21 protein-coding genes are annotated in these 18,013 nt (G+C 65.2%); 8 read left to right on the plus strand and 13 right to left on the minus strand.

From position 1 onward, the window contains the following. Window positions 1–11: 11 nt before the first annotated feature. From IE097_RS00115 to recQ, 5 genes are all read right to left on the minus strand, one after another. Complete coding sequence (locus IE097_RS00115) at window positions 12–866, minus strand: endonuclease (protein ID WP_189458124.1); 855 nt, start codon at window positions 864–866, stop codon at window positions 12–14. Between the two features lie 98 nt (window positions 867–964). Further along, window positions 965–1,921, minus strand: coding sequence for a GMP reductase (locus IE097_RS00120; protein ID WP_189458125.1), 957 nt, complete (start codon window positions 1,919–1,921; stop codon window positions 965–967). A 324-nt stretch (window positions 1,922–2,245) separates the two neighbouring features. After that, window positions 2,246–3,172: a DUF2950 domain-containing protein gene (locus IE097_RS00125; RefSeq protein WP_189458126.1), complete on the minus strand. Its 927-nt coding sequence runs from the start codon at window positions 3,170–3,172 to the stop codon at window positions 2,246–2,248. Between the two features lie 15 nt (window positions 3,173–3,187). Next, window positions 3,188–4,405 carry a DUF3300 domain-containing protein gene (locus IE097_RS00130; RefSeq protein WP_189458127.1) on the minus strand — a complete coding sequence of 406 codons (1,218 nt, stop codon included), beginning with the start codon at window positions 4,403–4,405 and terminating at the stop codon, window positions 3,188–3,190. Window positions 4,406–4,527: 122 nt separating this feature from the next. Continuing rightward, on the minus strand, window positions 4,528–6,312 hold the full coding sequence (gene recQ, locus IE097_RS00135) for a DNA helicase RecQ (protein ID WP_189458128.1): 1,785 nt from the start codon (window positions 6,310–6,312) through the stop codon (window positions 4,528–4,530). Between the two features lie 166 nt (window positions 6,313–6,478). Between recQ and argS the strand changes: the two genes are divergently transcribed. The 5 genes from argS (at window position 6,479) to IE097_RS00160 (ending at window position 11,120) form a co-directional block, all read left to right on the plus strand. Then, window positions 6,479–8,200 carry an arginine--tRNA ligase gene (gene argS, locus IE097_RS00140; protein WP_189458129.1) on the plus strand — a complete coding sequence of 574 codons (1,722 nt, stop codon included), beginning with the start codon at window positions 6,479–6,481 and terminating at the stop codon, window positions 8,198–8,200. Between the two features lie 116 nt (window positions 8,201–8,316). Next, the gene (locus IE097_RS00145) at window positions 8,317–9,207 is read left to right on the plus strand and encodes a DUF4349 domain-containing protein (protein ID WP_229797334.1); all 891 of its coding nucleotides are present in this window, start codon (window positions 8,317–8,319) and stop codon (window positions 9,205–9,207) included. 180 nt (window positions 9,208–9,387) lie between these two features. Further along, entirely contained in the window at window positions 9,388–10,191 is an 804-nt protein-coding gene (locus IE097_RS00150; RefSeq protein ID WP_189458131.1) for a phosphotransferase family protein, read from the plus strand. A gap of 36 nt (window positions 10,192–10,227) precedes the next feature. Continuing rightward, a complete protein-coding gene (locus IE097_RS00155; protein ID WP_189458669.1) occupies window positions 10,228–10,716 on the plus strand; it encodes a GNAT family N-acetyltransferase in 489 nt (162 codons plus the stop codon). 5 nt (window positions 10,717–10,721) lie between these two features. Next, window positions 10,722–11,120 carry a VOC family protein gene (locus tag IE097_RS00160; protein ID WP_189458132.1) on the plus strand — a complete coding sequence of 133 codons (399 nt, stop codon included), beginning with the start codon at window positions 10,722–10,724 and terminating at the stop codon, window positions 11,118–11,120. 53 nt (window positions 11,121–11,173) lie between these two features. Here IE097_RS00160 and IE097_RS00165 read toward each other — a convergent pair whose 3' ends face one another. The 3 genes from IE097_RS00165 to prmB all read right to left on the minus strand — a co-directional run bounded on the left by IE097_RS00165 (window position 11,174) and on the right by prmB (window position 13,023). Then, entirely contained in the window at window positions 11,174–11,608 is a 435-nt protein-coding gene (locus IE097_RS00165) for a GNAT family N-acetyltransferase (protein ID WP_189458133.1), read from the minus strand. Window positions 11,609–11,612: 4 nt separating this feature from the next. Next, window positions 11,613–11,939 carry a heavy metal-binding domain-containing protein gene (locus IE097_RS00170; RefSeq protein WP_189458134.1) on the minus strand — a complete coding sequence of 109 codons (327 nt, stop codon included), beginning with the start codon at window positions 11,937–11,939 and terminating at the stop codon, window positions 11,613–11,615. Window positions 11,940–12,114: 175 nt separating this feature from the next. Then, window positions 12,115–13,023, minus strand: coding sequence for a 50S ribosomal protein L3 N(5)-glutamine methyltransferase (gene prmB / locus IE097_RS00175; RefSeq protein WP_189458135.1), 909 nt, complete (start codon window positions 13,021–13,023; stop codon window positions 12,115–12,117). Window positions 13,024–13,265: 242 nt separating this feature from the next. Between prmB and IE097_RS00180 the strand changes: the two genes are divergently transcribed. Both IE097_RS00180 and IE097_RS00185 read left to right on the plus strand, forming a co-directional pair. Then, complete coding sequence (locus tag IE097_RS00180; protein ID WP_189458136.1) at window positions 13,266–14,630, plus strand: DEAD/DEAH box helicase; 1,365 nt, start codon at window positions 13,266–13,268, stop codon at window positions 14,628–14,630. Between the two features lie 7 nt (window positions 14,631–14,637). Continuing rightward, window positions 14,638–15,093, plus strand: a complete 456-nt coding sequence (locus IE097_RS00185) for a YiiD C-terminal domain-containing protein (protein ID WP_189458137.1) — start codon at window positions 14,638–14,640, stop codon at window positions 15,091–15,093. 46 nt (window positions 15,094–15,139) lie between these two features. On the opposite strand, the gene IE097_RS00190 is transcribed toward IE097_RS00185, so the two are convergent. Beyond that, on the minus strand, window positions 15,140–15,451 hold the full coding sequence (locus tag IE097_RS00190; RefSeq protein WP_189458138.1) for a DUF2322 family protein: 312 nt from the start codon (window positions 15,449–15,451) through the stop codon (window positions 15,140–15,142). A 93-nt stretch (window positions 15,452–15,544) separates the two neighbouring features. On the opposite strand from IE097_RS00190, the gene IE097_RS00195 reads away from it, so the two are divergent. Continuing rightward, window positions 15,545–15,928 carry an EF-hand domain-containing protein gene (locus IE097_RS00195; protein ID WP_189458139.1) on the plus strand — a complete coding sequence of 128 codons (384 nt, stop codon included), beginning with the start codon at window positions 15,545–15,547 and terminating at the stop codon, window positions 15,926–15,928. Window positions 15,929–15,933: 5 nt separating this feature from the next. Here the strand turns inward: IE097_RS00195 and IE097_RS00200 are convergent, their stop codons facing one another. The 4 genes from IE097_RS00200 to fdx all read right to left on the minus strand — a co-directional run bounded on the left by IE097_RS00200 (window position 15,934) and on the right by fdx (window position 18,009). After that, entirely contained in the window at window positions 15,934–16,851 is a 918-nt protein-coding gene (locus IE097_RS00200) for an HD-GYP domain-containing protein (RefSeq protein ID WP_189458140.1), read from the minus strand. A gap of 135 nt (window positions 16,852–16,986) precedes the next feature. Next, window positions 16,987–17,187 carry a Fe-S cluster assembly protein IscX gene (gene iscX / locus IE097_RS00205; RefSeq protein ID WP_189458141.1) on the minus strand — a complete coding sequence of 67 codons (201 nt, stop codon included), beginning with the start codon at window positions 17,185–17,187 and terminating at the stop codon, window positions 16,987–16,989. Then, complete coding sequence (locus tag IE097_RS00210; RefSeq protein WP_189458142.1) at window positions 17,184–17,669, minus strand: YbaK/EbsC family protein; 486 nt, start codon at window positions 17,667–17,669, stop codon at window positions 17,184–17,186. The genes iscX and IE097_RS00210 overlap by 4 nt, the downstream gene beginning before the upstream one ends. Before the next feature lies 1 nt (window position 17,670). After that, on the minus strand, window positions 17,671–18,009 hold the full coding sequence (fdx, locus tag IE097_RS00215; protein ID WP_070530872.1) for an ISC system 2Fe-2S type ferredoxin: 339 nt from the start codon (window positions 18,007–18,009) through the stop codon (window positions 17,671–17,673). Window positions 18,010–18,013: the final 4 nt, after the last annotated feature.

Below are 18,013 nucleotides of genomic sequence, written 5' to 3' on the forward strand. Positions count from 1 at the left end.
GCGGTGTGCGATCAGCCGCTGCAGGCGGCGGCAACGGCCTTCGGTTCGGTAACGAAGCGGTTGCCGTTGCCCTGGATGGCGGCAATGCGCCGGTCGCGAGCGGTCTCCCAGGCGTCGACCGGGTAGGTTTTCGCCCACGCGCACATCAGCTGCTTTTCCTGCCGGCTCATCGTCAGGCCGTAGCGCTCGTACATGTAGAGATAGGTCCGGCCGATGCGGCCACGGACTTCCTCACGCGGCTGGGCCCGGCGTTGCTGGAAGTCGACGATGGTCCGGCACTGGCCGTACATGGGCACAGGATTGCGCGTCCACGCGCCGTAGCCGAAGTTGCTGCGATCGCCGTTGACTTCGCCGACAGCAGGGACGAGGTTGACCAGGTCGCCTTCGGCGGTCTGGAACACCGGGTCGCTGTCGGCGCATTGCTTGCGGCCGCCCTTTTGCCAGCACTGCCGCTGGTGGCCCAGATTCCACGCGGGAACGATGTGTTCCCATTCGATGCGTGCGGCACGTTCCGGGTTCTTGCGCGGCTTGAAGCCGCAGGACGACCAGTTCACCTTCTTGTCGCTGTAGTCGCAGCCGCAGTAGAACTCCTCGCGCAGATCGCCGGTAAAGATGCGCGGCAGTACGCGCTTGGCGTTGACGAAATCGCGGTGGCCGACATCGGCGGCGCGGCTCACCAGTGGCGCGGCGCCGACGCCCGAATCCTCTCCGGATGTCGTTTGCAGCAACTGATCACCCAACCTGGCCAGCGCCTGGGTGACTTCGTGACGGGCGAGCTTTTGCAGCTCGCGCTGGACATCCTTGGGAACATCGTCACCGCAGGCGGTGAGTGCGAGGGAAAGCAGGAGGGGGGGCAGGTAACGCATCGGCGGCATTCTTGCCGCCGATGCGTCCGCTTGCCATGTGAATAAGCCCTTGCCAGCGTGCGCGGGCTTTGCTCCGCGGTCTGGCGGGGTACCGAGGCCTAGACGCGGATCATCGGAGTGTCCTTGAGGGCCGCCAGATCGCGGCCACCGGCATAGCTGATCGACGACTGCAGGTCCTGCTGCAGCTCGACCAGCAGCTTCTCGATACTGCCCTTGTAGGGCACAAGGATTTTCTTGCCCTCGACGTTTACGTACGCACCCTTGTTGTGCTCGGAGGCGCTGCCGAAGTATTCCTTGTAGTGCTTGCCGTCGATCTCGATCAGTCCGCCTGCCGATTCGTCGTAGCCGGCGAACAGCGAACCGGCCATGACCATGGTCGCGCCGCAGGCCAGTGCCTTGGCGATGTCGCCGTGTTCGGTGATGCCGCCGTCGGCGATCACCGGAATCGTCACCGCGCCGGCGCAATCGAGCGTGGTCGAGATCATCGGCCGGTGGAAGCCGGTCTTGTTCTTGGTGATGCAGACGCGGCCACCGGCAATGCCGGCCTTGATGGCATCGCAGCCCCAGCTTTGCAGATCGCGCGCGGCGTCGGCGGTGGCGATGTTGCCGCCGATCAGGTAGGTGTTCGGAAACAGCTTCTTCACGTGCGCAATCATGCGCTCGGCCTTGACGCACCAGGCATTGGCGATATCGAGTGTCATGTATTCGGGGGCGATCCCTGCAGCACGCAGGGCGTCGAGCTGGGCGTAAGTGTCATCGTTGACTCCGACCGAGATCGATGCGAACAGCCCGGCATCGTGCATGTTGCGGCAGAAGGTCACCGGATCGACGTTGAAGCGGTGCATGGTGTAGAACCAGCCGCGTTCGGCGAAATGGCGGCAGGTCGCTTCGTTGATCACGCTTTTCATGTTCGATGCGTAGACCGGCATCGCGAAACGTCGCGGACCGAAAGCGACCGAGGTGTCGCAATCCTTGCGACTGTCGACGACGGTTTTCTGCGGTACGAGGTAGACGTCGCCGTAGTTCAGTTCGGGGGTGATGGTCACGATGGACATCGGGTGTATTCCTCTCCGTTGGCATGGACCGGGTGTGCACCGGCCCTGCACGCCGGAACGAAGTTCGAGCGCGCAGACTGCAATTGAAAAAAAACGGGGGCCCCAATAAAAAAGGGAGCGGTATGCCGCTCCCTTTTCTCAAAAAAACCTTGCAAAAATCCTTGCTTCGTCAGCCACTTAGCGGCCAAGCACGCTTCTGAATCTAAGCTGCATCGGCGACGAAGTCAACCCTGTGACGCCCGCCCGATGCACGTCGCTGACCTGGATCAATCCGTGCCTGGACAACGCTGCACATTCGTTGACGGCATCGCCGTCCGTTGCCGACTACTGTGCGGCCTTCCAGCTGCCGTCCGGGTCGAAGCGCGTCATCCGTTCGGCAACACTGGCAGTACGGGTTCCAAGGTTCTTCTCGAACACGGTGCCGTCCTGATTGACCATGAAGGTCATGACACCGGAGACGCCGTACTTGGCCGGCCAGGCGACGAGCGCAAAGCCGCCGAGCATCTTTCCCTTGGCCATGTAGTCGTACGCGCCGCCTTTGGCGTTCGGCCCCTGTGCGGACAGGATGCGGTAGTAGTAGCCGTAATAGGGTGCGCGTGCCTGGCTCAGTTTCTTGCCGTAGCCGTGTCGCGTGGCGTCGGCAAACAGCGGTCCCAGCGGGCTGGCTTCTTCGGCATCGGCGGTTGGCCAGTACAGGCCGTCGCGCTCGCCCGCGGTACTGACCATGCGCTGCGCGTAATGCAGCAGGCCGGAACGGTCCGGATCTCGCCGGTAGAATTCCTCCTGTGCATCGACATAGGCAAGGGCCGCCTGGATGGTGGCGTTCTCGTTCCGGCCGATCCTGCGATTGATCAGCTCTTCGCGGCCTGCGGCGGCATCGAACTGCCACTGGCCGTCGAGCTTGCGCAGCGGAATCGGAAACGGCCAGCGGTTGTCGCCGACCACCAGCGTGGCGCGGTCGGCGGTTTCATCCTCGATTTCGTGATGTGCCTGATATGCGGTGGCGAACTGCTCCCGGCCATACCGGTCGGCCACGGGGTCGCCGGAGTCGATGAGCGGCTTGGCCTGATTGCCGAGAACCTTCAGCATGGCTGCCGGTTTGCCCGACTGGACTGCCGATTGCAATGCGGCTGCGGCATCGTCGGGGGTGGCGTAGCGGCCGGTGGCGGTGGCCAGTGCGGGTGCCGCGAACAAGGCCACAGCAGTCAGCAACGAGGCGATTTTGAGCGAGGCAAGGCGCTTTTCGGTCATCGGTGCGCTCCCCGTTTAGCGGCGTCCGCCGCGGGACGGCGTCGGGCGGTTGATCTGGCCGCGGCTCGAGGCACCGCGCATGCTGTCCTGACGGGCCATCCCGCCACGATCCATCTGGTTGAAGGAGTTGTTGCGCTGGCCGGCGTGGTCACGAGCGGCGCTGCGGTCGGTCGACGTCCGACGCTCCGCGGCACTGCGGTCTGTTGCACTGCGGTCGGTGCCGCGATCGATCCCGCCTTGCGAGGGGCTGCGCACATCCCGGGTGCCGGCTGTGTTCTGGCGGTTCTGTCCGGCGTTGGGGCGTTCCCGCAGCGAGCTCTTGTCGACATTGCCGAGCTGACCGCGTTCCTGATCGGCACGACCGCGGAAGGCTTCGCGGTTGTCGGTGCCGGTGCGGTTGTTGCCGCGATAGCGCTGCTGCGTCGCGTTGTCGCGGTACTGCACGCCGCGGCGGTGGTCGACGTTGTGGTTCCAGTTGCTGTTGCTGATGTTGGTGCGGTTGAAGTTGTTGTAGCGGTTGACGTTGATGTCGACGTCGCCGCGCCCCCAGTTGCAGCCGCCCCAGAGTGCGGAGCCGACGATCACCCCGGCGGTGAACGAGAAGAAGGCTGCACCGGCGGCGTAGCCGGGCGGGTACCAGTAGTACGGCGTGTATGCCGGATACGGCCACGGCCCGTAGACGACGGTCGGGTTGTAGGTCGGCACATAGACGACTTCGGGCTGGGCCGGTTCGATCTTGATCACCGTGGTCCCGCCGCTCGAATCGGAGCTGACGGTCTGTTCCTTGCTCGACTTCAGGTTGCCTTGCGCCTGTGCCTTGTTGCGCAGCCGTTGCGCGGCGTCGAGCACGTCCTTCTGCTGGGCGAGGAAGGCGTCACCGAGCTTCTGCGTCCAGTCGAGCTTGTCGTTCATCATCTGCAGCACCTGCGGGAATGCGGTCAGCGATTTGACGCTGGCGTCCCAGCTCTGCTTCTGCAGTGCGTCCTCGAGCGCCTTGTCCTTCAGGTTCGGGTTGGCCTGCCGCCATCGCTGCGCCTCGACGACCTCGAGCGGATACGTCGACGCCATGAGGATCTGCGCCAGTAGCGAGTCGGGATAGAGGGCGATCGGGGCGACCAGCTGTTCGAGTTCTTCCGGTTTGAATGTTGCCGGAGCGGACTGGTCGTCGGCGGCATGGGCCAGACCGCACACCAGCAGCACGACGAACAGCAATGCACGCATCAGTGCTTGCATCTTTCTTCCTTGAAAGCTGACAAAACGTGGAAAGATGCATCACTTTAGTTGCTGGTGACGGCCCCGACAACGCGAACTCGCCCGGAGGGCGATGACTGCCTCGTTCGTGAGACAGGCCGGGTTCAGTGCGCTGCGATCACCGCGAGGAATTCGTCGCCGTACTTGTCGAGCTTGCGGTCGCCGACGCCGGTGACGCGACCCAGTTCGTAATGGTCACCCGGACGCAACCGGACCATTTCCTTCAGCGTCGCATCGCCGAAGATCACGTAGGCCGGGACGTTCTGTTCGTCGGCCAGCGCCTTGCGCTTGCGGCGCAGCGCCTGCCACAGCGCGTTGTCGGCCGGGCTGTCGAAGCCGGCGTCGCGGCTCTTGGCGGTGAAGGTCTCGCTGCGCGCGCGCAGGAAGACGTCGGCTTCGCCCTTGAGGATCGGTCGGGCCGCGTCGGCCAGCGCCAGCCCGCCGCGGCTTTCGGGCGACAGTTGCAGCGCGCCGCGCGCGACCAGCTGGCGGAAGATGGCCCGCCAGGTGGCTTCGGGCGTGTCCTTGCCGATGCCGTAGGTCGACACCGTCTGGTGGCAGTGCTCGCGCACCTTGGCGTTGTCCTTGCCGAGCAGCACGTCGACCAGGTGGCCGACGCCGAAACGGTTGCCGGTGCGGAACACGCACGACAGCGCCTTGCGCGCCGCGTCGGACACGTCGACGAGTTTGGGCGGGTTCAGGCAGTTGTCGCAGTTGCCGCAGGCCTGGGTTGCTTCGCCGAAGTAGCCGAGCAAGGTCTGGCGGCGGCAGTCGGTAGCCTCGACGAAACCGAGCATCGCGTCGAGTTTGCGGCGCTCGACCATTTTCTGTTCGTCCGGGGCGTTCGAGCCTTCGATCATCTGCGTCAGCAGCATCAGGTCGTTCAGCCCGTAGGTCAGCCATGCGTTGGCCGGCAGGCCGTCACGGCCGGCGCGGCCGGTTTCCTGATAGTAGTTCTCGATGCTCTTGGGCAGGTCGAGGTGGGCGACGAAGCGCACGTCGGGCTTGTCGATGCCCATGCCGAAAGCGATGGTCGCGACCATCACCACGCCTTCGTCGCGCAGGAAAATCTTCTGGTGATTGGCACGGGTGCTGGCGTCGAGCCCGGCGTGATAGGGATAGGCGCGGATCTGCTTCTCGCGCAGCCACACCGCCGTGTCTTCTACCTTCTTGCGCGACAGGCAGTAGACGATGCCCGATTCACCCTCGTGCTCGCGACGGATGAAGCTCAAGAGCTGGTCGCGGCCGTTCTGCTTTTCGACGATGGTGTAGCGCAGGTTGGGGCGGTCGAAGCTCGAGACGAACTGGCGTGCGTCCTTGAGCCTCAGCCGTTCGGCGATTTCCTCGCGCGTGGCGTGGTCGGCGGTGGCGGTCAGCGCGATGCGGGGTACGCCGGGGAAGTCGTCGGCGAGGATCGACAGCTGCAGGTATTCGGGGCGGAAATCGTGGCCCCATTGCGAGACGCAGTGCGCCTCGTCGATCGCGAACAGTGATACCGGGCCGCTCTTGATCAGCCCCATGAAGCGCGGCGTCATCAGCCGCTCGGGCGCGACGTAGAGCAGCTTGAGCCTGCCCGAGAGGAAGTCGCGCTCGATCTCGCGTGCGGCGTCGAGGTCGACGGTCGAATTGAGGAAGGCCGCGGCGACACCGAGTTCCTTCAGCGTGTCGACCTGATCCTGCATCAGCGCGATCAGCGGGGAAACCACGACCGCACAGCCGTCGCGCAACAACGCCGGCACCTGATAGCACAGCGATTTGCCGCCACCGGTCGGCATCAGCACCAGCGCATCGCCACCGCCGGCGACGTGTTCGACGATCTCGCCCTGCTGGCCGCGGAAGGCGTGATAACCGAAAACGTGTTCGAGGACGGAAAGCGGGCTGGCGGACATCGGGGAGCTTGGAGCGCGGGAAGGGCGCCATTGTACGCCGGCCCGGGCAACAAGCGGCTGCGGCACGGCGACCGGTGCCGATATTCACCCCGATGTGCGAGCGCGGAGCGGCGCGGGGATATCGGGTAAAATGGCGGATCGATCCGAATTGACCCAGAGAAGCCAGATGACCCTGCATGAACTGATCTCGACCCGTGTTGCTGCCGCGCTGGCCGCCGTGGGCGTGCCCGATGCCCCCGCTGCCGTGGCGCCCGCATCGCGACCCGAGTTCGGCGACTATCAGGCCAACGGCGTGATGGGCGCGGCCAAGAAGCTCAAGCAGAACCCGCGCGAGCTGGCCGGCAAGGTCATCGACGCGCTCGATCTGGCCGGCATCGCCAGCAAGATCGAAATCGCCGGCCCGGGCTTCATCAACATCACCCTCGACGACGGCTTCCTCGCCGCACAGGTCGCACGCCAGCACGGCGACGTGCGCCTCGGCGCCGGCACCGACGTGATGCAGAAGGTCGTCATCGACTACTCGTCGCCGAACCTCGCGAAGGAAATGCACGTCGGCCACCTGCGCTCGACCATCATCGGCGACGCGCTCGCCAGGGTGCTGCGCTTCATGGGTCACGAAGTGATCGCCCAGAACCACGTCGGCGACTGGGGCACGCAGTTCGGCATGCTGACCGCATACCTGGTCGAGCGCGAGGAAGACGGCAGCGACGACATGCTGGCGCTCGACGACCTCGAAGGCTTCTATCGCGCAGCCAAGTTGCGCTTCGACGAGGACGAAGCCTTTGCCACCCGTGCCCGCGACTACGTGGTGAAGTTGCAGAGCGGCGATGTGCGCGTGCGTGCATTGTGGGAACGCTTCCTCGACATCTCGCTGACGCATTGCGAGGCCGTCTACGCCAGGCTGGGCGTGCAGCTGACCCGCGACGACGTGATGGGCGAATCGGCGTACAACGACGATCTGGCGCCGGTCGTCGCCGACCTGAAGGCCAAGGGGCTGGTGACAGAGTCCGAAGGCGCGCAGGTCGTCTTCCTCGACGAATTCAAGAACAAGGACGGCGAGCCGCAGGCCTACATCGTGCAGAAGCAGGATGGGGGCTTTCTGTACTCGACCTCGGATCTGGCCGCAGCGCGCTACCGCGCCGACAAGCTCAAGGCCGACCGCGCGCTCTACGTCGTCGATGCGCGTCAGGGCCTGCACTTCCAGCAGGTGTTCACCGTCGCCCGCAAGGCCGGCTTCGTTCCGGCCGACATGCAGCTCGAGCACGTCGCCTTCGGCACGATGATGGGCGAGGACGGCAAGCCGTTCAAAACCCGGTCCGGCGGCGTCGTCAAACTCGCCGAGCTGCTGGCCGAGGCCGAACAGCGTGCGTTCGATCTGGTGAGCAGCAAGAACCCGGATCTGGACGAAGCCACGCGCCGGCAGATTGCCCGCGTCGTCGGTATCGGCGCGGTCAAGTACGCCGACCTCTCGAAGCATCGCACCAGCGATTACGTGTTCGACTGGAACACGATGCTGAGCTTCGAAGGCAATACCGCACCGTATCTGCAGTACGCCTACACGCGGATTGCCAGCATCTTCCGTCAGGCCGGCGAGTTCGACGCGCATGCGGCCATCCGGATCACAGAGCCGGCCGAGCACCAGCTGGCGTTGCAACTGGCGCAGTTCCCCGAGCTGCTGCAACAGGTGGCTGCTGACACCTGCCCGCACTTCCTCTGCGCCTACCTGTACCAGCTGGCGACCAAGTTCAGCCGCTTCTATGAAGCCTGCCCGGTGCTGAAATCGGAGGGGGACGTCCGCGCCAGCCGGCTCGCATTGTGTGCCGCCACGGCGAAAACGCTGTCGACCGGCCTCGGACTGCTCGGCATCGAAGTGCTCGAGGCGATGTAAGTCGTCACGTCTGCAGCAAAAAACCCCGGCTCGATGCCGGGTTTTTTTTATATTGCCGATTCCGTTTTGACTTTCCATTTTGTTGCTTACTTGGTGCTTTTTGTTGGTGTATATTTTTGCGCGATGAGTACCACCTGTTTGACTCGCGTTCAACGCAGGGGCAACCGGGCCGGGAGCGCAGCCGGATCTTCCGGCACAACGATCTGGAATGGGCAATGCGTACCTTTGTGATGGCGATGTTTCTGATTCTGGCGATGACCGCCTGCTCCAAAAAGGAGGAGGCCTCCGCGGAAGGCGCCGTGACGAGTGCAAGCGGGCAGGGCAATGGCGCTGCGCGATTCATGGCCTACGCGCACATGGTGCGCCTGGACGTCACCGAGGGAAAAGTCGCAGGCTTGTATGAGTCGGTACAGGATGCGTGTCGCAAAGCCGTCGCCGAACAGTGCGTCATCCTGAAGTCGAGCCTCTCGACCGGGCGTGACGTGTCGGCCGAGATCAGGCTCAGGGCCACTCCCGCAGGCATACAGAAGCTGATGGACCTGCTGGCAAACGGCGGCCGGATCATCGACAAGTCCGTTTCGGCCGAGGATCTGGCCGGCCCGATCGGGGACGCGGCCAGGAAGCTGGCGATGCTGGAAGACTACCGCGCCAAGCTTGAAGCGCTCCGCGCGCGTGCAAGCAGCGATGTCGATGCGCTCATCAAGGTCAATCAGGCGCTGGCGCAGGTGCAAAGCGACATCGAGGCCGTCAGCGGGGAAAAGGCCCATCTGATGCAAAGGGTCGAAACCGCGACGCTGACCGTCTCCATTGCCACGATGCAAAGCCGGTCGTTCTGGCGTCCCGTGGCGCTTGCGTTGTCGGACTTCGGCAGGAATCTGTCCCAGGGTGTGTCGAGTGCGATTACCGGCGTTGCCTATCTGCTGCCCTGGTGCGTGGTGCTGCTGGTGTTTTTCTTTCTCGGGCGCCGGCTGTGGCGCCGCCAGAAACGATTGCCCAAGAGCGCCTGACCCTTCATGCGACCTGCGCCGGACATTGCGACGGTGTGTTCATGTGAAATGCCGCACCCCGGAGAACACGATGCGTTCCACCCTCGCTGGCCTGAACGTCGTGGTAGCCGATCTCCTGACGATTGGGCGGGGTAACGAGGCGTTCGGGCAGTGCGTCATGCCGTCACGCGAGGGCTTGCAATGACTGCGCTCATCGGTGGCGGCCGTACGGCCGAGGTTTTCGAGCACGACGAAAGCCGTGTCCTGAAACTGTTTTACGATTTTGTCGACGCCGCCGACGTCGAGGCGGAGTTTGCCAAAGCACAGCTGGCCTTTGCCAACGGCGTGTTCACGCCGGAGGCGCACGCGCTGGTGCAGCACGAAGGCCGGTACGGCATCGTCTACCAGCGCATCGCCGGACCGTCGTTGTTGCGCGAACTGCAGCGTGTTCCCTGGCGTTCGGCCGCAATCGCACGGCAAATGGCCGGTCTGCATCGTCGCATCCATGCCGTTGCCTGCCCGCCGGGGCTGGGACAACAGAAGTCGCGACTGTGCGAGTCGATCGCCCGTGCCGACGGGCTGGCGGCGAGGACGAGGCACGCCATCGTCGATTACACGATGGCGCTGCCCGACGGCGAGGCGCTGTGCCATGGCGATTTCCATCCCGACAACGTGCTGGTCGGGCAGGGACTCTGGGTGATCGACTGGATGACCGCAGCACGAGGTCATCCCGCTTGCGATGTGGCCAGAACCGCGATGTTGCTGGAGTGCACCGAGCTGCCCGGCAAGCTGCCCAAGGCCGTGCGAACCGTGCTGGTGTGGTTGCAGCAACGGCTGGCGCGGGGCTATGTGCGCGAGTATCTGCGCCTGTCCGGGCTGGATGTCGGCGAGGTGGCGCAGTGGCGTGTGCCGAACGACGCCGCACGGTTGGCCGAGCGCCTGAGTCCCGAGGAGCGCCGCGTGATGCTGCAGCGGATCGATGCTGCCTTGCCCGCGCTGCGTTGATCCGTTGAACCTGGCAACAGAACGAAGGGCATGACCATGCGAATCGAACGCGACGACCTGACGCATCCGTTGGTGCATGCGCTGCTGCGCGAGCATCTGAGCGGCATGCAGGCCAATTCGCCCGAGGGCTGCGTACAGGCGCTGGACCTGTCCGGCCTGAAAACGCCGGCGGTGACGTTCTGGACCGCGTGGGATGGCGACGCCTTGCTCGGCTGTGGCGCGCTGAAGGCGCTGGATGACGAGAACGGCGAGATCAAGTCGATGCGTACGGCGCAATTGCATCTGCGCAGGGGCGTGGCGCAGGCGATTCTGGGTACGGTGCTGGCCGAGGCTGCGCGTCGCGGTTATGCGCGGGTGAGTCTGGAAACCGGCTCGTCGCCGGCCTTCGGTGCCGCGCAGGCGCTGTATGCGCGCAACGGTTTCGTCCGCTGCGGACCGTTCGGCGACTATGTGCCGAACGATTTCAGCGTCTTCATGACCCGGGTGCTGCCGGGGCAGGGCTGCAACCCGACGGGAGAACGGTGATGCCCATGAGTTCATTGATCACCGGGGTCGCGCATATCGGTATCCGGGTGCACGAACTGGCCCGGTCACGGGCATTTTACGAGCTGCTGGGCTTCCGCTTCGTCGTCGGCCCGGTCGGGCCGGAGCCGGTGGCGGTGATGTCGCATCCGTCCGGGCTGGAGGTGAATTTCATCCTGAATGCCTCGGCTGCCGCGACGCGGAACGTGCTGATGGACATCGACGACAAGCACGCCGGTTATACGCACATGGCGCTGGCGGTCGGCGATGTGCTGGCCGTGAAGAGGGAGCTGGAAGCGGCCGGGGTTGCGATCACCGAAGGCCCGATCACCTTTTCGACCGGGTCGACGTCGATTTTCGTGCGCGACCCGGACCGGAACGTGATCGAGTTCAACCAGAAGGCCTGACCGCTGGCATCCCGTCCGTGGCGCGACCGTGTGGGCGGGGTGAGCCGGCGCGTTCAACGCAGGCGCAGCGCCCTGACGACTTCGGCATCGTGGCGCTCGACCTCGACGAAGCCGAGCGACGCATACAGTGCCGCGGCTGCGGAATTGGCGGGACGGTGGCCGATCAGGATGCGTTCGCCGCCTTGCGCGGCCAGCTCGTCGATCAGTCGCAGCATCGCCGCCTTGCCGTAACCGCGGCGCTGGTGTCGTGCATCGATCATCAGCATCACGATCCAGTCCTCGCCGGACTCCGGGTCCTTGCCGAGCACGGCGAAGCCGACGGGGTCGTTGCCGGCCTGAATCGCGCGCAGCCGAAAGCTCGGTTCGAACTTCGACTCGGCGATCCATTCGAGCACCGAGAACGGAAAGTGCTGCTTCTGCCCGGCCGAGACGCTCAGTGCGGCGCAGGCGCCCCAGTTGTCGCGGGTGACTTCATGCAGCGACACCATGGGCTCAGGCCGGGGACGTGACCACCGCCGTACCGCTGGCCGAGACCATCAGCATGCCGTTGTTCTGGCCGAGTACTTCATAGTCGAGATCGATGCCGATCACCGCGTTGGCGCCCAGCGCGGCGGCGCGTTCCTGCAGTTCCTGCAATGCGATGTCGCGGGCCTTCTGCAGCTCCTTTTCGTACGTGGCCGAGCGGCCGCCGACCAGATCGCGAATGCCGGCGAACAGGTCCTTGAAGACGTTGGCGCCGAGGATGGCTTCACCGGTGACGATGCCGCAGTAGCGGCTGATCTTGTGGCCTTCGAGCGTGGCCGTGGTGGTAACGAGCATGCGGGACTCCAGGTCGAGGAACGGGCGGAACGGTTTTCAATGATCGGACAGGATGCGGGCATTTGCCCGTTGCTTGGGCAGGGGCCGTCCGGCTTGGTTCCGTGCCGGGGCGCTTGCGCGGCGCATGAAAAACGCCACCGCGGGCGGTGGCGTTGTCGTGGCGTCGAGTCCGGTCTTACAGGCCGGCGTCGACCAGCATCTCGCGCGTCAGCAGGAAGACGAAGCCGTCGCCGCTGGCCGTATCGAGCCAGACGAAAGGCAGTTGCGGGTAGGCGGCTTCGAGCACGTCGCGGTTGTGGCCGATCTCGACGACCAGCACGCCGCGGGGATTGAGGAAGGCACTGGCGCTGTCGATCAGCTTGCGGGTGATGTCGAGGCCGTCCTCGCCGCTGCCCAGCGCCATGTCCGGTTCGTGGCGGTACTCTTCCGGCAGCTCGTCCATCGACGGCGCGTCGACATAGGGGGGGTTGGAGATGATCAGGTCGTAGACCTCGCCGGTCACCGGCTCGAACAGGTCGCCGTCGAGCAGGTCGATACGGTCGCCGAGCTGGTAGTCGGCAACGTTGATTTCGGCGACGTCGAGCGCATCCGGGCTCAGGTCGACGGCGTCGATCTGTGCGTCGGGGAAGGCGTCGGCGAGCAGGATCGCCAGGCAGCCCGAGCCGGTGCACAGGTCGAGGGCGCGGTGGACCAGTTCCGGGTGTTCGATCCACGGTTCCAGCGCCTCGTTGAACAGCAGCTCGGCAATGAAGGAGCGCGGCACGATGGTGCGCTCGTCCACGTAGAACTTGTACTCGCCCAGCCAGGCTTCGCGGGTCAGGTAGGCGGTGGGTACATGCTCGTCGGCACGCTTGCGGATCACCTCGACCAGACGGTCGACCTCGGACGGCAGCAGCCGGGCCTCGAGGAAGGGCTCGAGCTTGTCGATCGGCAGCTTCAGCGTCGCCAGCAGCAGGTAGGCGGCCTCGTCGAAAGCGTTGTCGGTGCCGTGGCCGTAGAACAGCCCGGCTTCGTTGAAGCGGCTGACGGCAAAGCGCAGGCAGTCACGCACCGTGGACAGGTGCTGGCGGGCGGCTTCATACATGGGGCGGGGCTCCGGCTTGAAAATACCGCGAGTGTAGAGTGCCGGGGCCGAATCGGCGAGCCCAGTGCCGCTCCATCTGTCTTCAGGCTTTCATTCGGGACGGTTTATCTGCCGCGCGGCGGCTTTGCGACGTGGAATGTGCCAATTGGGGATGCGGCGCGCATGGCTTGGGTGTACATTTCTGCCTTTTCCTTCAAGCTGTTGGCGCATTCTGCGCGCAGCAACCGCAGGGCACACCGCTAATGAGTTTCTCGACCCTGGGCTTGGCCCGGGAAGTACAGCAGGCCGTCGAGGCCATGGGTTACGAAAACCCCACCCCGATCCAGTCGCAGGCGATTCCGCTGGTGCTCGCCGGCCGTGACGTCCTCGGCGCCGCGCAGACCGGTACCGGCAAGACCGCCGCGTTCACCTTGCCGATCCTGACCCGGCTTGCCCAGTTCGCCAATACCAGCGTTTCGCCGGCCAAGCACCCGGTACGCGCGCTGATCCTGACGCCGACGCGCGAGCTGGCCGACCAGGTCGGCGAGAACGTCAAGACCTACTCGCAGTTCATGCCGTTGCGCAGCCACATCGTCTTTGGCGGCGTCGACATCAAGGAACAGATTCCTGCGCTGCGTGCCGGTGTCGAAGTGCTGATCGCCACCCCGGGCCGGCTGCTCGACCATGTTCAGCAGAAATCGGTGAACCTGTCGCAGGTCGAGATCCTCGTGCTCGACGAAGCCGACCGCATGCTCGACATGGGCTTCATTCTCGACATCAAGAAGATCATCTCGATGTTGCCCAAGCGCCAGCAGACGCTGCTGTTCTCGGCGACGTTCTCGCCCGAGATCAAGAAGCTGTCGAACGAGTTCCTGAATGATCCGGCGCTGGTCGAGGTGGCAAGACAGAACGCGACCAACGACAACGTCGAGCAGCTGCTGCACCCGTGCGAAACGCACCGCAAGCCGGCCTTGCTGGCGCACCTGATCCGCACGCACCGGATGGGCCAGGTCATCGTGTTCAACCGCACCAAGATCGGTGCCGACCAGGTCGCGCGCGAACTGAAGCGCGGCGGCTTCAACTGCGAAGCGATCCACGGTGACCGCGAACAGCGCGCGCGGCTGGAAACGCTGCAGCGCTTCAAGGAAGGCACGCTGCAGATCCTCGTGGCGACCGACGTTGCCGCCCGCGGTCTGGACATTTCCGAACTGCCCTACGTGGTCAACTTCGAGCTGCCGAACAACCCGGAAGACTACGTCCACCGGATCGGCCGTACCGGCCGTGCCGGCGCCAAGGGCGTGGCGATCTCGCTGGTCGATCCGGGCGAGGACAAGGCCTACGCGCTGATCCAGAAGCTGATCAAGAAGGAACTGCCGCTGACGCCGGTGCCGGGCTATTCGCCGGGTACGACGCCGGTGCAGCCGGAGCGCCCGAACCGGGGCGAGCGCCGCCATCCGGAAGAGCGTCGCGACACCACCGAAGCGCGCGCCGCTGCGCCGCGCCAGTCGCGTCCGCGCGGCAACGACATCGACGTACCGCTGCCGACCAAACCGCTGCCGTCGCTGCCCAAGCGGCCGCAACAGATCGCTGCACTGTTCCTGCCGCCGAAGCATCCGGTCAGCAAGTAATCCGCCGATGAGCGACTTCGCCGCGCGCTGGACCGCAAGGCTGCAGACCGGATTTCCGGTACTGGCGGCCATGCAGGTCAGCTTGCGCGGCGATGCTGCGGACTGGGTGCTGCATGCGCCGTTTGCACCGAACCGCAACGACCACGCCACCGCCTTCGGCGGCAGCCTGTCGACGCTGGCGACGATCGCCGGCTGGCTCTACGTCAACGAGGCAGCGGCCACAGTCGTCGGTGATCGCGTCGATGTCGTGATCCAGACCGGCAACGCCCATTTTGTCATGCCGCTGCAGGCCGACCTGCTGGCGCAGGTCGTCCCGCCGGACGAGGCCGAGCTCGCCAGCTTCCACCGCACGCTGGCCCGCCGCGGCCGTGCCAGACTGACACTGCACGCAACCGTCGGCGACGGGACCAGCGAAGCGGTGCACTTCACCGGCCAGTACGTCGCACTCCGCCTGCCGGAATGAAAAAAGCCGCTGATTCAGCGGCTTTTTTCATTGGCGGTCCGCTCGGTCAGGCGGCGACCAGACGCACTGCCAGCGGCGTGCCGCCGTCGACCAGCGCAATCAGCCGGTCGATGTTCGGGTGCTTGCCCGGGAAGGCTTCGGCATCGGCGGTGTGCTCGGCGTAGAGGCGCAGGCCCTTGTCGGCCGCGACCGCGTCGATGGCGCCGAACTCCTGATACAGCGCGTGATAGACGCGCACGCTGCCGGCCTGACCCGGCTTGTTTTCCAGCGTGGCGACGATGCTGTCGCCATGCAGCAGCTCGAGGCCGGCGAGATGGTCTACGCTGGGGAGCGTCGCGAGTAGGTGCTTGAAGTCCATGCTTTTGTCCTGATGGTGGGCGTCAACGGCGGGGATGTCGCGACGTTAACGGGTTCGGGCCGTGTGGCCGTTCAACTGGATCGGGAGTTTGCCATGAAATCAGTCGTTTTCGCGCTGGTCATGCTGGCGTGCTCGGGCTACGTTGCCGCCGACAAGGGTGATGTGACGAGGGACGAGTACCTGAAACGCGCCGAGGCGCATTTCGACAAGGTCGATACCAACCACGACGGCGTGCTGAGCGAGACGGAGCGCGATGCGGCACGCGCCAGGATGCACGAGAAGATGGCCAAGCACGGCAAGGACATGCCGGACATGATGGAGCACCACATGAAAGGCGACCTGAGCAAGGCCGACTACATGAAGCGGGCCGGGGAGCACTTCGACCGGATGGACGCGAACCACGACGGCAAGCTGACGGCGGCAGAGCGCAAGGCGTACTGGCAATCGATGCGCAACAAGGCATCTGCGGCGCAGTAAGCCGCTCAGACCGCGTCGCGGCCCCAGATGGTGTTGGCACCCAGCGCCAGCGTCGCGGTGTCGACAACGGTGTGGATACGGTAGGCCGGCAGGGCGGTATCGCGCGGTACCGGCAGCGACAGTGTCTGGCCGAAGCGGTCCAGGTAGGCGACGACCGCCGGTGCATCCTCGCGCGGACCGGTTTCGCGGACGATGGCGGTTTCGCCGTTGGCCAGGGTGACGGTGGCACCGGGCGGAAACACGCCGACGGTTTCGGTGAACAGCCGTGCCAGCTTGGCGTCGACGCCGTCGGCCAGGCTCTGCTTCAGTGCGGCATCGGCATGCTGTGCGTGGCGCCAGGCACTCTGGGTCAGCAGCGCGCAGTAACGGTCGGCCAGACCGAGCAGCCGTGCTTCGAACCGGATGGCATCGCCGTGAAGCTGTTGCGGATAGCCGCTGCCATCCGGCGCCTCGTGATGCTGCAGCACGCAGTCGAGCCACAGCGTGTCCGCAACCCCGCGCAGCCGCAGCAGGTCGCGGCTGTGTTGCGGATGCTGCTGCATCGTTTCGCGCTGTTCGGGGGTCAGCGGCGTCGTCTGGCTCGCCAACGTCGTCTGCAGGGCCTGCATGCCGATGTTCATCGTCAGTGCGGCCGCGACCACGGGCAGCCGCTCGGTACGGGCACGACCGAGTCCGGCCAGTGCCAGATCGACGACGGTGGCGACGTCGCAGGCGTGCCGGGCCGGATAGGCGCTGCGCTGGTCGATGAGGATCTGCGCCAGCGCGACATGGCGGTTCTGCGCGCAGGCAAGCTGCACCGCCTTGGCGACGTTGACGACGTCGGTGGCGAGTGGCGCATCGTGAAGGTCGTCGGCCAGTAGCGCGTCGAGACGGTGGCGGGCGGCACGGATCAGTTGGGCGGGGCTGAGCGGGTTGGAAGGCATGATGTCACGGCGTGGTCGTGGCAACGATTCTAGCCTATCCGCAATGGCAAGCCGGCCACCGGTTTGGCGTAAATGCGCGAACGCCCTTTGCCGGGCTTGCCGAACAAAGGGCGTCGCGTTGGGCGCGAAGCGGAGTCAGTCTTCGTCGGCTTCGTCGATCCAGGCCAGCTGGATCGCTTCGAGAATCTTTTCGCCGCAGTGCTTAGGGTCGTCGTTGAAATCGGGCAGGGCCAGCACCCAGTTGCGCAGGTCGACGAAATTGACCTTGAGCGGGCTGATGTCGGGATGGGTTTCGGCGAGTTCGATGGCGATCAGACGGCTGTCGGTCCATTTCATGGCTGGGTGTCCTCTTTGACTTTGGCAACACGTCCGCCGGTCAGCGCGACGAGGTGATCGGGGGCGAGTGCGAACACGCTGTTCGGCGTGCCGGCGGCGGCCCAGAGTTCGGCATGTGCGAGCAGGTCTTCGTCGATCAGCGTGATCGGCGTTTCGGCATGCGCGATCGGCGCCACACCACCGATGACGAAGCCGGTACGGGCACGCACGAAGTCGGCGTCGGCGCGGCCGATTTTTTCGCCGACCAGTGCGGCCACGGCCTTTTCGTCGACGCGGTTGGCACCGCTGGTGACGACGAGCACGTGACGTTCGCTGACCTTGGCGCGCAGGATCACCGACTTGGCGATCTGCGCGACGCTGCAGCCGATGGCCGCTGCGGCATCGGCACTGGTGCGGGTCGACGCATCGAACTCGACGATGCGGGTTTCGATCCCGGCGGCGTCGAGTGCCGCGGCGACACGCAGCTGGCTCTCGGATGCCATCTCAGTGGTTTTCGCGGGCGTGATTGATCGTGTACTTCGGCAGCTCGACGACCAGTTCGGCGTCGGCGACCAGCGCCTGGCACGACAGGCGCGAGCACGGCTCGAGGCCCCAGGCCTTGTCGAGCTGGTCCTCTTCCAGTTCCTCGGCCGGTTCCAGGCTGTTGAAGCCTTCGCGGACGAGCACGTGACAGGTCGTGCAGGCGCACGACATTTCGCAGGCGTGTTCGATCCAGATGTCGTGGTCGAGCAGGGCCTGGCAGATCGAGGTGCCGGGTTCGGCATCGAACACCGTGCCTTCGGGGCACAGCGTCGGGTGCGGCAATACAACGATTTGGGTCATTCGG

The organism is Jeongeupia chitinilytica (assembly GCF_014652315.1).
Lineage (GTDB): Bacteria > Pseudomonadota > Gammaproteobacteria > Burkholderiales > Chitinibacteraceae > Jeongeupia > Jeongeupia chitinilytica.